Annotated in this window: 7 protein-coding genes and 1 pseudogene; 6 read left to right on the top strand and 2 right to left on the bottom strand. The window is 72.2% G+C overall.

From position 1 onward, the window contains the following. Positions 1-52: 52 nt before the first annotated feature. Entirely contained in the window at positions 53-355 is a 303-nt protein-coding gene (locus tag Vgi01_RS31285; RefSeq protein ID WP_081476327.1) for a hypothetical protein, read from the top strand. Between the two features lie 32 nt (positions 356-387). After that, a pseudogene (locus Vgi01_RS31510) lies at positions 388-2,067 on the top strand (toxin glutamine deamidase domain-containing protein); the annotation flags it as partial. Between the two features lie 2,955 nt (positions 2,068-5,022). Here Vgi01_RS31510 and Vgi01_RS31505 read toward each other — a convergent pair. Next, positions 5,023-5,418: a leucine-rich repeat domain-containing protein gene (locus Vgi01_RS31505; protein ID WP_353505523.1), complete on the bottom strand. Its 396-nt coding sequence runs from the start codon at positions 5,416-5,418 to the stop codon at positions 5,023-5,025. Between the two features lie 981 nt (positions 5,419-6,399). On the opposite strand from Vgi01_RS31505, the gene Vgi01_RS31500 reads away from it, so the two are divergent. From Vgi01_RS31500 to Vgi01_RS25530, 3 genes are read left to right on the top strand one after another with little or no spacing between them, the layout of a single operon-like run. Next, positions 6,400-10,557 carry a C2 family cysteine protease gene (locus Vgi01_RS31500; protein ID WP_373307036.1) on the top strand — a complete coding sequence of 1,386 codons (4,158 nt, stop codon included), beginning with the start codon at positions 6,400-6,402 and terminating at the stop codon, positions 10,555-10,557. Between the two features lie 32 nt (positions 10,558-10,589). After that, positions 10,590-11,432, top strand: a complete 843-nt coding sequence (locus Vgi01_RS25535; RefSeq protein ID WP_233196894.1) for a DUF6406 domain-containing protein — start codon at positions 10,590-10,592, stop codon at positions 11,430-11,432. A 45-nt stretch (positions 11,433-11,477) separates the two neighbouring features. After that, positions 11,478-12,236: a DUF6406 domain-containing protein gene (locus Vgi01_RS25530; RefSeq protein WP_233196893.1), complete on the top strand. Its 759-nt coding sequence runs from the start codon at positions 11,478-11,480 to the stop codon at positions 12,234-12,236. A gap of 60 nt (positions 12,237-12,296) precedes the next feature. Here Vgi01_RS25530 and Vgi01_RS25525 read toward each other — a convergent pair whose 3' ends face one another. After that, positions 12,297-12,836, bottom strand: coding sequence for a hypothetical protein (locus Vgi01_RS25525; RefSeq protein ID WP_102659044.1), 540 nt, complete (start codon positions 12,834-12,836; stop codon positions 12,297-12,299). 69 nt (positions 12,837-12,905) lie between these two features. On the opposite strand from Vgi01_RS25525, the gene Vgi01_RS25520 reads away from it, so the two are divergent. Then, positions 12,906-13,157, top strand: a complete 252-nt coding sequence (locus Vgi01_RS25520; protein WP_204292763.1) for an SCO4848 family membrane protein — start codon at positions 12,906-12,908, stop codon at positions 13,155-13,157. Positions 13,158-13,594 lie beyond the last annotated feature (437 nt).

Raw genomic sequence — 13,594 nt, 5'->3', positions numbered from 1 at the left:
TTGACGGCGTCCGACCTGCCCGGTCTGGATCCTGACCTGATGGGGGGCCCGCATGACGGCGCTGACGTTCGGCTACTTCCTCCTGCGGAGACCGGACGACCCGACGGGCCCGCCGGTCAACCTGATCGCGGAGGCGGAGAGTTCGGGGCCGACCCAGGCGGTGATCTGGGACCGTCCGACGGGCGCGTGGACGTTCCGCCCGGACGTGGCGGCGGCGATCCTGTGGGCGAATCCGGAGCGTCACGAGATCGAACGGGTCGACCGGGCGACGGCGGAACGCCAGACGGCGCACTTCACGACGGTGCCGCTGCCGACGGAGACCGAGTTGACGGAGATCTGCCGCCAGGCGACCTGAGCACCACCCCTGTCGCGTCCGAGACCCCGCCGGTGCCTCCGGGGAGCGACACGACCGCCGGCGCCACCGACGCAGGTCGGCATGCGGTGCCGCTCGGTACCGATCGCGGGTTGTCACAGACGAGACGGATCGGGCCGGGTGAGCTCGCGCCGCTGGAGGATCCGAGCTTCCACTGGGACGTCGAGCAGGCCCTGCGAACGCCGCAAGGCCACGCTCTCTTCGCCGACCCGTCCACCAACCCGTACGGTGGACTGATCAACGATGGCGGACCGGGTCGGCCCGGCCGCGGCAACAACTGTCTGGACTGCTCACTCTCGGCGTTGTCCAGCTTCTACGGCGACCCGCAGGTGTCCTTCCCCCGCTGGTCGGACGTGCGACCGGACGGCTCGATCGACACCGTCACGGGTGAGGCGAGTGGTCTCGACCGGGCAGAGTCCTGGCTCGGCGGCACCTGGGCCGGCGGCCCGGCCGGACTTCCCACCACGCCCGCTGAGCGCGCTGCGGCGGTCAGCGCACAGTACGTCCGACTGCATCAGCACATCGCCGAGGCCGGCCCCGGCTCAGCGGCCTTGGTCGTGGCCGAATGGGTCAAGCGGGATCGCCGCACCGGAGACCTCCTCCTCGACAACGGCAACGTTCAGGTCGAGGATTCACACGCCCTGGTTCTGGTATATCCGCAGGGTGCCGAGGGGCCGGTCTGGTGGGATCCACAGCGGGGGATGACCTGGCCACAGCCCCCGACCGCGTACGTGGCGCAGACGTACGCGCTGTGGTCGATGACGCCCGCGGTGGAAGGGATTCCCGATGACGGAGGAAGAGGCGCTGACGCTGATCAAGCGCCTACTGGGTACGCCGAACGAGATCGAGCTGCATCCGTTCGAGTTCGGTTGGCTGGCGAAGGAACAGCTGTCTCCGCAGGAACGGGCGGAGGGTCGGCAACTGGGCCACGGGAGCTACATCATCGACCGGAGCGGGGTGATCACAGCGCAGATGAGTCTGCCGGTGCCGCTGCTGATCATGGAGTACACCCAGGCGCGCCGGGCGGGCCGGATGACGGGTCGTCAGGTCTGGCCGACGGTGACACCGACCGACTGACCGCGACCGCGCCGTCGCTCGACGAGGGTCGACGGTTCGGGCCGGGCGAACTGGCGCCGCTGGAGGACCCCCGCTTCCACGACGACCTGGCCGCCAGCCTGGCCACCCCGCACGGGTACGCCGTCTTCGCCGACCCGTCCACCCACCCGTACGGAGGGCTGGTCAACGACGGTGGGCCGGATCAGCCGGGCCGGGGCAACAACTGCCTGGACAGTTCGCTGTCGGCGCTTGCCAGCTTCCACGGTGACCCGCAGGTGTCGCGCCCACGGTGGCCGGATCGCCTTCCCGACGGCTCGATCGACAGGCTTTCCGGTGAGCGGGGCGGCCTGGAGCGGGCCGAGGCGTGGATCGGTGGGCAGTGGATCGGCGGCCCGGACGGTCTGCCCACCGACCTGTCGGCCCGTACCGAGGCGGTGGCCGCCCAGTACGCCGACCTCTACCAGCAGGTGGCCGACGCCGGGCCGGGGGCGTCGGCGCTCGTGGTCGCCGACTGGCTGCTTCTCGACGACGCCGGCAACGTCGTCCTCGACGACAACGGCCAACCGGAGGTCGACGGCTCGCACGCCTTCGTGATCGTCTTCCCGGCCGACGCCGATGCGCCAGTGTGGTGGGATCCCCAGACGGGCACGGCGTCGGTGGACATGCCGGCCGGCGAGGTGCGGGACACCCATGCCCTCTGGACGATGATGGTGCCTGACGGAGAGGGGCGAGTTGACCGAGGACGAGGCGTTGACGCTGATCAGCCAGCTGCTGGGGACCGGGAATCCGATAGTGCTTCGGGAGTTCGAGTTCGGCTGGCTGGCCCGGGAGAGGCTCTCGGAACAGGAACGGTCCGCGGGGATGGCAGTGGGGCAGGGCAGCTACATCATCGACCGGACGGGAGTGATCACGGCTCACTCCAGCCTGCCCCCGAGGCGGATCATGGAGGAGTACACCCAGGCGCGACGCGAGGGCCGGATCAAGGGTCGGCAGGTCTGGCCCCAACCGGAACCGACGGCCTGACCGACCCGGACGGCCGGACCGACGCCGGCTCCACAGCCGCGGACGGCCGGACCGACGCCGCCGACCCCGACGGGCCGCCCGCGCCGCCGGGGCCCGACTCCGAACCGACCCCTGCCGACGGGCCCGACCTGCGGCAGGCCGCCGCCGGTACGACCTTCGGCGGTGCGCTGCTCGACGCCGATGCGGCCCGGACCGCGCAGGCCGTGCAGGAAGCGCTGACCGCCGGCCCGCTGCCCGAGCAGGCGAGCGTGGACCCGGCCGCCGCCACCGTCACCCTGGACACGGCCGACGGCCCCTACCAGGTACGGATCGTGCTGGCCGACCCTCCGGCGGGCGTACCGGCCGTGCCGGTCGCCACCGTCGGGTACACCGCCGACGGTGCCGTGGTGCAGGTGTCCACCGGCGCGCATCCGGACCACGTCCGGCGGGCCGTCTCCGCGATGCTCGCCGAGGTGGACACGGTCGCCCAGGAACGCGCCGTCGACCTGCGTACCGACGCCACCACCGCGCTCGCCGAGGGTGCCCGACCCGAGTACGACGGCACCCGCGTCCTCACCGCGCGGGACATCGGCCGCCTCGCCGAACTGCGGGTCGTCCTCGCCGACAGCACCGCGACCACCGACCCGGCCCGCGCCGGCCAGCTGCAGGCCGAGGCGTTGAGCCTGCTCGTCGCCTCCGGCCTGCTGGAACAGGACCCGTCGCATGCCGTGCACGGGCTCGGTGCCAACGTCCCGGTGGTCGGAGCGGAGGCGGCGCAGGCCCGACTCGACCTGATCCGCAGCCACCTGGGTCCGGCCGCCCCGGCGATCGAGAACCTGATCGGCCAGGCGACCGGGCAGCAACTCGTCGCGGACCTGCGGGCCGCGCAGTCGGCGATCCGCGCCGAGGCCCGTACCTGGGCGCAGCAGGCCACCGCGTCGCGCAACGCCGCCGACCTCGCCCTGACCACCAGGGTCGACGCCACCCTGGACATCGCGCCCGAGCACGTCTTCGGCCGGCTGGTGATCGGTGGCGGTTGGGCCGCCACCGCCGACTTCGTCACCATGGGCGGCGCTGCCGACACCGGCATCGGCCTGCCGCCGGTGCTCTGCGTGTCGCAGGGCCACGACCCCTGGGCGGAGCGACAGGCCCTGCTGATGGGCCAGATCCCGTCGGAGCTGGAGCTTCCGGGGATGCCGTTCCAGCCGGCCGACCTGGCCGAGGCGGGAACCCAGTTCACGCCGTCCGACGTCTTCGCCGACGCGGTGGGCGCGGCGCGGGCGCTCAGCGGAATGCCGACCTACCAGGGCACGGCGACCGCGATCACACCCCGCCCGGCCGACGCCGTGGGCTGGCCGGACGGCGCGAACTTCCGGGTGACCGTGGGTGGGCGACAGTTCTTCACCGCCTCCGTCGATGTCGCGTCCGGGCCCGGACCTTCTCGGGTGCCGAACGCGCCGGCCACCGCAGGCGGCCAGTACGTCGACCCGACGACCGGCTACCGGGTCGACCGGTCCGGACCGACCCTGGTGTTCCGCGCCCCCGACGGCACCGTGGTGGACCCGGACACCCTCCCGGCGACGGTACGAACCGTCCTCGGTGCCGGCGTCTCCAACGCACCGCTGCTGGCCGACTTCGACGGACGGCCGACGGATCCCCTGGTGGTCGATCCGACCTCCGGCTACGCCGTGGACCCCACGACCGGGCAGGTCTTCGACCCCGACGGCGCGTCGGTCGACCCCGACACCCTCTCCGACGAGGTACGCGCCCGGCTCGGTTACGCGTCGGACGGCTCGTTCGCTGATCCCCGCCCGGCCGCGCCCGCCGTCGACTTCGGCGGGCAGAACCTGGCCGACGCGTACCGCCCCGGTGACCGGGTGCTCGTCTTCGGCGCGGGTGCCTCCGGCGCGTGGGACATCGAGCAGGCGGTGGCCTCCCAAGCCGGCAACGTCGACTGGTCGGCCCGGGCCATGCCGCCGCCGCCCGACCAGCTGACCGGCGACCCCGGCCACGACGCCGAGGCGCGGCTGCGGTTCAGCTTCGGTGGTGGCTACAACCGGCGCAACACCCTGCCGGAGGTCGGTGCCTACGCTGAATCCGTACACGGCCAGGTGGAGCAGTCGCTGCGGGAGATCGTCAGCCTGCGGCACACGGTCGACGGCGAGTTCCTTGTGGAGTTCACCGACGGCAGCCGGCAGGCGTACGACCGGGTGGTCTTCTCGATCGGGCAGGCACCCGAATATCCGGGGGGCGTCGCCGACCTGCTGTCCGAGGTGGATCTGTCGCCGCTGCACGGTCCGGCCACCGCACACGACGGCCCAGCCGACGTGTTGGGTCTACGGGACACCAGCGGCCAGCTGCGGGTCCTCGGTGGGGCCAGCGTGGCCGGTCCGCTGCTGGCCAGGGTCGGCCCGGCGCTACGGCAGACGATCGTGGACCAGGCCGCCGCGTTGCCGGACGATTCGCGGGGCATCCCGCCCAGCATCCGGTTCCACGCCCAGCGGATCGCCGAAGCGAACCTCGGCGCACCACCCGTGCCACCCGGCGCACAGCCAGCCGACGGCACGGGCCCGGACACCTCAGGTGTGCCGTCAGACCTCGTCCCAGCGGGCGACACCGAGCAGTCGCCAACCCCACTGGATGTCGAGCCAGGGCAGGGGACCGTACCGCTCGTCGAGTTCCCGGCCGAGCGGCGGCATCTCGACAGCGACGGGCCTGCCGTCGATGTCCTGCCCGACGCCCTTGGCGACGACCTCGACGGGGTTGCCCCACAGCTCGACGTAACGCAGGGCGGGCAGCTTCCGGCTGGCGGCGAGGGCCTCGGCACCGGCGGGCCCGACGCCACAGTTGGCCAGGCCCAGCCACCGCAACCGACCCAGGTGCGGGGAGCCGGCCAGCGCGGCGACGCCGTCGTCACCGATCGGGTTGTCACTCAGGTCGAGGGCGACCAGACGCCCCAGGCCGGCGACACCGGCGACGTCCGGCATCAGCCCGGCCGCGTCGACAAGGGTCAGGTGGCGGACGGGCAGGTGGGCGAAGACCTCGGCACCGCGGTCGACGAAGGTGCGGGCGGTCATCGTGACCAGCTCGACGAGTCCGTTGCGGACCTTCCAGTCGACGAGCAGGTCGGCGACCGGCGCGGCGAGCCGCGGGACGACTCGTCGGTACCGCAGGGCGGCGGCCCGGTCGGGCCGGGTGCCCGCCAGGTCGATGCGGATCACCTCGGCGTGGTCGGGGTCGGTGGCCTCGATGGCGTCGGCGTAGCGCCGGCGCAGGTCGAGGTCGTCGGGGTCGGCCAGGATGGCGGCGTACAGCTCGGCGGGCGTGGCCATGACGGCAGCGTATCGACGGCCGGCTCGCTCACCGCCAGTGCCGTGCCCGGCTCGACCTTCCACGGCCTGGGTCGACCGGACGCCGACGCCGACGCGGTCCTGGACGCCGCGCGGGTCGCACTGCCGCAGGTCGCACCGTACGCGCAGGTCGACGCCGTGGTGCCGGTCGGCCCGGACCGGTTCGAGATCCGTCCGGCCGGGCAGCACCCGCTGACCGTGCGGCTCACCGCGGGGCCGTTGGCCGACGGTGTGGTGGCCCAGTCGGTCCGCAACCCCGACGGGACCTTCACGGTCACCGTGTCGGAGCGGGCCGGGGACCAGGCGGTCGTGCGGGCGCTGGCGCATGAGGTCGCCGAGTTGGTGGCACTTAACGAGTCCGGCCGGGCGCTTGTCGGCCCGCTGGACCCGGGCAACGTACGCGGCCCGATCGACGCGTCCGGGCTCACCGCCCACGATCAGGGCCGGCTCGCCGAGATCCGGCTGCTCGCCGCCGGGTACGCCACCACCGACGCCCCGGGCCGGCTGGCCGTACGCGCCGAGATCGACGCCCTCGCCGACCACCTCGGCCTCCGCGTGGGCGACCAGGGAGTCCGGGCCCGGTGGGCGCTGCTCCCGCGCGACGTGCTGGCCCACCTGATGCAGCTCAGCGTTCCCGCCCTCAACCCGGAAGCGGTGTCGGCGGTGCTCGCCGGTGCCCCCACCCTCACCGAGGTAGAGCGGGTCCGGCTGATCGACTACCGGTCCCGGCTGGCCCCCGACTTCCAGGTGCCGCAGTCGACGGAACTGACCGCCCGGCTGCGGGAACTGGCCGCCGAGGCGGAACACACCCAGTCCGGCATGCCGCGGATGCCCGCCTTCGCAGGGCAGATCATCGGCATCCCGCCGGCACAGCTCGACCGCGTCCGCGCGGTGGACCCGCAGCTCGCCGACCGGCTCGCCCGCGAAGGCGTCTACGTCGACCTGACCGGCCGCTACGACCTGCGCCCGTACATGGCGGACGTGCCGGCGATCGACCTCGGTGCGGCGCGGCCGGCGTACGACCTGAGCACCGAAGCCGGTCGGCAGGCCCAACTGCACGAGGACCGGCAGCGGTCCCGGGCGGCACTGCGTGCCCTGCGCGGCGGTCAGGCCGCGACCCTGCTCGCCGACCACGACTTCCACTACCAGGGCACCGCCCGCTGGATGGGGCTGGTGCCGGATGTCCTGACCGACGTGCTGCGCGGCATCACCCCCGTACCGCCGACCCCGGCCACCCCGGCGGAGAGCGCGTCGACAAACGGGCCGTCCGGCGACACCCAGGTCGTGGCCGACCGGGTGAGCCTGCCACCGGATTCACCGACCACACCCGGCCCGGCGTACGGGCCGGCGCTGGACGCCCGGACCGGGCAGTCGGCACCGCTGTTCGACGGTCCGCCCCGGCGCGAGGACGTGCAGCAGGGCGCGCTCGGTGACTGCGGCATGATCGCCGTGATCGGGGCGGTCGCCGGGCACCTGCCGGACACCATCACGCAGATGTTCCACCCCAACCCGGACGGCTCGGTCGACGTGCTGCTGCACGAGGCGAGCGGTCCGGGGCAGTCGGTCACCCCGACCGGACGCCAACTGCGGGTCACGGTCTGGCCGGACGTGCCGTTGCACGCCAACTCGAACGGTCGCAGCGCCTACGCCGACCAGTCGACGGTCGGCAGTTCCTGGGCGTCGCTGCTGGAGAAGGCGATCGCGGCGGTCGACCGCACCTGGACCCAGCAGCGCCACGACCAGTGGCAGCAGCAGTGGAGCGCCCGGCCCGGCGCCGACCCGCACCAGGCCGCACCGCTGGGCTACGCCCGACTCGGCAACGGCAGCAGTCGGCTGGTGCAGGCGGAACTGCTCACCCAACTCACCGGCCTGCCCAGCAGCGTCAGTCGACTCGATCCGACGCCCGGCCGGGAGGCCGAGGCGGAAGCCCGGTTGGCCACCCTGCTCTCCGCGGACAGCCCGGTGATCACCGGAACCCTGCCGGCCGCCCAGTACCCCGGCAAACCGCCGTACGGACTCATCCCTGGCCACGCGTACGAGGTCGTGTCGGTGACGAACGGTGAGGTGCAGCTGCGTAACCCGTGGAACGCCAGCCACCCCACCCCGATGCCGGTACGCGCCTTCCTGGACCTGATGAGCCCCTGGTACGGGCACGTCGAGGTGGCGCAGAGCAGCGTGGCGGCGCTGCCGGATTCCGACTTCCACGGGCAGGGCCGACCGGCCGGCGATCCGACGGCGGTGCTCGACCGGGCGCGACTGGTGCTGCCCACCCTGGCCGACACGATCGGCGCGGACCAGATCGCCGCCGTCGACCCGAACGTCTTCGAAATCCGGGCGGGTGGCCTGGCACCGCTGCGGATCCAGGTCACCACCGGCGCGCTCACCGGCACGACGGTGGCGCAGACGACCCGCAACCTCGACGGCACCTTCACCCTCACCGTCTCCGACCGGGCCGTCGACGCCGTGGTGGATCGCGCGGTGGCCCACGAGTTCGCCGAGTTGCTGGCCCGACACGAGAGCGGCCAGGCCCAGGTCGGGCTCTTCGACCAGGGCACCCCGGAAACGCCCATCGACCCGGCCGGCCTCACCGCCCGCGACCGTGGCCGGCTGGCCGAGCTGCGCGTGCTGGCAGCCGGGTACCCGAAGACCGACCCGAGCACCCGTCTGGTCCTGCGCCGCGAGATCGACGCGCTTGTCGACCAACTCGGCCTGCACTGGGGTACGCCGGAAGCCTCAGCCCGCCTGGCACTGCTCCCCGCCGACGCGTGGCACCACGTCATCCGGCTGAGCGTGCCGACGATCACGCCGGAGGCGGTGGCCGGAGCGCTCGCCGCCAACCCGGACCCGAACCGGGTCGAGCGGTTCCGGGCGATCGACTACCGCGCCCGGCTGGCACCCGACCTCCAGCCGCCCTCGGCCGCCGAGATCACCAACAAGCTGCGCGAGCTGGCCGTGCACGGGGAGCAGAGCCAGTCCTCGCTGCCCCGGATGCCGGCTTTGGCCGGGCAGGTCGTCGCGCTGCCACCGGCAGCGCTGGACGCGATCCGGCAGACCGATCCGCAGCTGGCCGACCGGCTCGCCGCCGAAGGCGTCTACGTCGACCTGACCGGCCGCTTCGACCTGCGCCCCTACACCCTCGACGGTGCCCCGGAGTTCCCACTCGACGTGTCGGCGCCCGCGTTCGACCTGACCACCGAGAGCGGTCGCAGGTCACTGCTGGCCGAGGACCGCAGTCGGGTCGCCGCCGCCTTCCGTGCCGCGTACGGGTCCAACCCCGCAGCGACGGCGGTGCTCAGCACCCATGGCTTCCACTACGTGACCGACGCGCGGCTGATGGCACTGGTCCCGAACGCGCTTACCGACGCGCTGCGGGCGATGCTGCCCCCCGATCCCAGCACCATCGTCGATGTCGAGATCGAAGTCGAACCGACGGTCAGCGGCACCGAGGTGGCCGTGGTCGCCGACCGGGTCACCCTGCCCGACCCCGACCCGAACTCCCCGGTCGGATACGGCCAGGCACTGGATCTGCGGACCGGGCAACCGGCACCACTCTTCGACGGCCCGCCGCAGCGGGAGCAGGTGCGCCAGGGCGCGCTCGGCGACTGCGGAATGCTCGCCACCATGGCCGCTGTCGCCGGTCACCGCCCGGATGCGCTGGCCCAGCTCTTCCAGCCGAACCCGGACGGCACCGTCGACGTGCTGCTGCACGAGAGCGTGCTGCACGGCGGTACGTCCACTCCCACCGGACGGCGCCTCCGGATCACCGTACGGCCGGACGTGCCGCTGCGGACCGACCCTCCCGGCAAGTCCGCCTACGCGGACCAGTCGCGGAACGGCTCGGGATGGGCGTCGGTGCTGGAGAAGGCGCTGGCGGCGGTCGACCGGACGTGGAGCATGCAGCGTCGTGTCGCCTGGCAGCAGGACTGGACTTCCTGGCACTCCAAGGACGACCCGCATCGGGCGGCTCCGCTCGGCTATGCCCGGCTGCATGTCGGCAGCACGAGTGATTTCCAAGCCGAGCTGATGACACAGCTGACGGGTGCACCGAGCCGGACGTCGCGCTTCGACATCAGGCCAGGGCAGGAAGCCGCCGTCGCTGCTCGACTTGCCGCCCTCCTGGCCGCTGGAAGCCCGGTGATCGTCGGCAGCTTGCCTCAGAAGAGCTACCCACCGGGACTCACCAACCTGCCGTTCGGGCTCTACGCCGAGCACGCCTACGAGGTGGTGTCCGTGACCAACGGCCTGGTGCAACTGCGCAACCCGTGGGGGAGTGAGCATCCCGCGCCAATGCCGGTGCGGGACTTCCTGAACCTGATGTCGCCGCACCACGCCCACCTGGACATGGGTGGCACGAGCAGCGCCTCGCAGACCGTCTCGGTGACGAGCCAGGATGTCCCGCCGACCCCGCCGACCCCGCCGACCCCGCCGACGGTGCCGCTGACGCCGTCGGTCCCGGTACCCCGGTCGGCGGAGCCCGCGGCCAGGGCCGCGAGCGACAGGCCGCGCCGGCACACCCTCGGCCGTACCGACCTGGAAGACGAGCGGGCCGACATCAGCTACCTCGCGCTGCTCGACGGCAGCGGTACCGTGATCGGCTTGAGCGTCCTGCTGTCATCCGGAAGCGGCCAGCGGGAGGCTCGCTGGACGACAAGCGGAGAGTCGGGCATCGGCGGGTCGGTGCCCGTCGGTCGGGCAGAGGCCGAGCGGATCGCCCGTGAGGTGCTCGGGTTTAGGCTGCCGGAGGAGTCCGCGTTGTACGAGATGATCGACGGCTGAAGATGCCGGCCGCAGGGACAGGGGGACAGCCGTTGCGATCCTTCACCGCGAAGACCGCCATCCGTAACAACATTCCCACCGACATCGGCCCGGCTCGCCTCGGGGCGCGCTGGGTGGACGTCGGGCCACCAGTGCGTGCCGAGATCGTGGTCATGCCGGAGTGGGACGGAGACGTCTCACGGTACGAGGTGACACTCGGCGAGACCTTCCCGGTGGGCGAGGAGACCTGGCGCTTCGCGGATCTCGACATGACCAGCGAAGACGCGTGGCAGATCACGATCCGTCGGGTCGACGAGGACGAGGTGATGGAGCCGCCCACCGGTCACCTCTGGAAGCCGGCACGGTTGCGCCCGTACGGAGAGCTCGACGAGGCACAGGTCCAGTCGGTGGAGGCGGCTCTGGGGCACCCGCTCCCGGCGGACTACGGCAACTGGCTACGCCAGAACAATGGCGCGCAACCCGAGGTCGAGCACCACATTCCCGGTAAACCGTTCTCGCTGCTGCCCGAGCGTCCGCTGTTCGGGGTGCACCCCCAGTACCCGCCCTTCGACCTGGTGCACGCGCAACGCGTACATCGGGATCCGTGGTTGTCGCGCGACTGGTTGGTGATCGCGAATCCGTTCGGTGGGCTGCTGGTGGTCCCCGCACTGACGGACATCCCAAGGGTCTATTTCGTACATGAAATGGATCTGCTGGGTCCGCCCGGCCCGGCCGGCTCAGCCCTACGGGAGCAGAAGCTGCGCGCGGTGGCCTGGTCGATGGGCGAGTTCCTCGGACGGTTGACCCCGAAGGAACTGGACGACCAGCCGCCGGTCCAGATGTTGCCGCCCGGCACCTTCACCGACCCCCGCAACTACCAGGACGGGCCGTTCTGACCAGGTCCGCCGTCGCGCCCAGCCGGGAGAACCGGGAGACAAGCGTTGCGCTCGTTCACTGATGTCGCCGCCATCGCGAACAACGCCACGGCGATCCTGGGACCGGCTCGGCTCGGAGTTCGCTGGGTCGACATCGGGCCACCCGTACGCGCCGAGATCATCGTCATGCCCTCCTCCGGCGAGGACTCCTCGCACGACGTCACGCTCGGCGGGACGTTTCCCGTCGGGGAGGAGACCTGGCGCTTCGCCGACCTCGTCATGCCCAGCCTGGACGAGTGGGAGGTCACCGTCCGCCGGGTGGACCACGGCGAGGTGCCGGAACCACCCACCGGCAGGCCGTGGGAACGGGCCCGACTCAGCCCGTACGGCCAACTCGACGAGGCGCAACTCCAGGCTGTCGAGGCGGCCCTCGGGCAGCCGCTTCCGCCCGACTACCGCGACTGGCTGCGCCGGAACAACGGGGCGCAGCCCGAGGTGGACCACCATGTTCCGGGCGTTACGTTCACCCTCATGCCGGAGCGTCCGCTGTTCGGGGTGCACCCGCAGCACCCGCCCACCGACCTGGTGGCGGCGCAGCGCGTACACCGTGATCCGTGGTTGTCGCCGGACTGGCTGGTCATTGCGCGGCCGTCCGGGGGTCTGCTGCTGGTCTCGACCGCGCAGCCGCAGGACAGCAGGGTCTACTTCCTGCCCGAGCAGGACATGGTCGGTCCGGCCTCAGTCAACCGGGCGAGCAAGCTGCGACCGGTGGCCGGGTCCATGCCCGAACTCGTCGGCCGGCTGACTCCGCTCGATCACGTGTAGGCGAGCAGAAGTCCTACGCCCCGACCGGCTCAGCCGAGTCGACCGGCGGTGCCGAGTCGCTCAGCTGAGCCGTGCCAGCATTTCGGCGTAGGCGCCGCGGACCGCAGCGAGTCGGTCGCGGCGGAACCGGCCCGGCTCGCGCTGGTGCAGCTGCCGGCCCCGGTCGCTGGCGAAGGCGTTCGCGGGGATCTCGTCGCCGCCGTCCGAGGCGAACTTGCCCACCTCGTCCAGTGCGGCGACGGCCCGGGTGAGCGCGGCGCGGGCCCGCTGGCCGGCCTCGCCGGCGGATTCCGCCGACACCGATCCCGCGTACGCGTCGGCGACCAGGAGCCACTCGCCGGGGTCGAGCAGCTGAGACGGTTCGTCGCCGCCGTAGCGGAACCCGCCGCCAGTGCTCCCCGGTGTGGCCGGTAGCCGGAAGACGAACTCCCGTTCCGCGCCGCAGCCTTCGCAGGTGCCGGTGTAACGGCTGGCCAGGTCACCGTCGACCAACGCGACGACGGCACTGTGCCGGGGGAAGCGGGTCGACCCGCACGAACAGGCGTGCAGGTCCATGTAGAGGTGCGCCTCCGCGCTGGTACGGCTGAGCGGCGGATTCATACGCTCAACCGTACCGATGCAAGAGCTTCTGCACCGCCCCCGGTAGCGCCGCTGGCATACTCGCCGACCATGGTGTTGTCGCGAGGCTGGGCGGTCTTCCTCACCGGGGTCGGGGTCTGGACCTGGGTGATCTGGCCGCGCTTCGCGCTGGCCATCTGGAACGACCCCAGGTCGTGGAGCCGCGGGGTGGTCGGGGACTGGCCGGCGACCGGCTTCTTCTGGGTGCACGCCTTGCTGATCGGCGCCTCGCTGGCCATCGGCACGGCCGTCGGCCTGCTCGGCGTCCGCGCCTGGCGAGCAGCACGCCGTCGTACGCCCTGAGCGGGTTCGATGTCTGGGCGGCACGGGGAACCGCGCGGGGTTCTACACCGTGAGGGGGACCGTTCCCGATCGATTTGACGATCAATCCACCCGCCGCGTAAGTTTCTCTCTGCCAGCGCGGAACGGGCGAAACGGGACGAAAGACCCGGTAACCCCGCTCCGACGATGGCACCGGGTTCTACTGAGGATCTCCTCGGTGAGCTCGGTCCGGGTGGTGCTCTTCTGGTTCGCCGCGAGGCGGATTTGGCGGAGCGAAACCGACCGGGTAAGGTTCACGACCGGCAGGGCACCGGGCGAGCTTGCGGGAGACCGCAGCGGCCGGCCTGCCAAATCCGATGAACTGGCGAAGCGGATCTCCGCTGCGCCGGATCGCGGGTGCCGAACCGCATGAAGCGTGACACACCGGGACACACCGGTTGACACGGGCCAGACGGTGA

Origin of the sequence: Micromonospora gifhornensis (assembly GCF_016863515.1) — a bacterium.
Classification (GTDB): domain Bacteria; phylum Actinomycetota; class Actinomycetes; order Mycobacteriales; family Micromonosporaceae; genus Micromonospora; species Micromonospora gifhornensis.
Note: the sequence above shows the minus strand (reverse complement) of the source record. Positions and strands in the feature narration are given on the sequence as shown.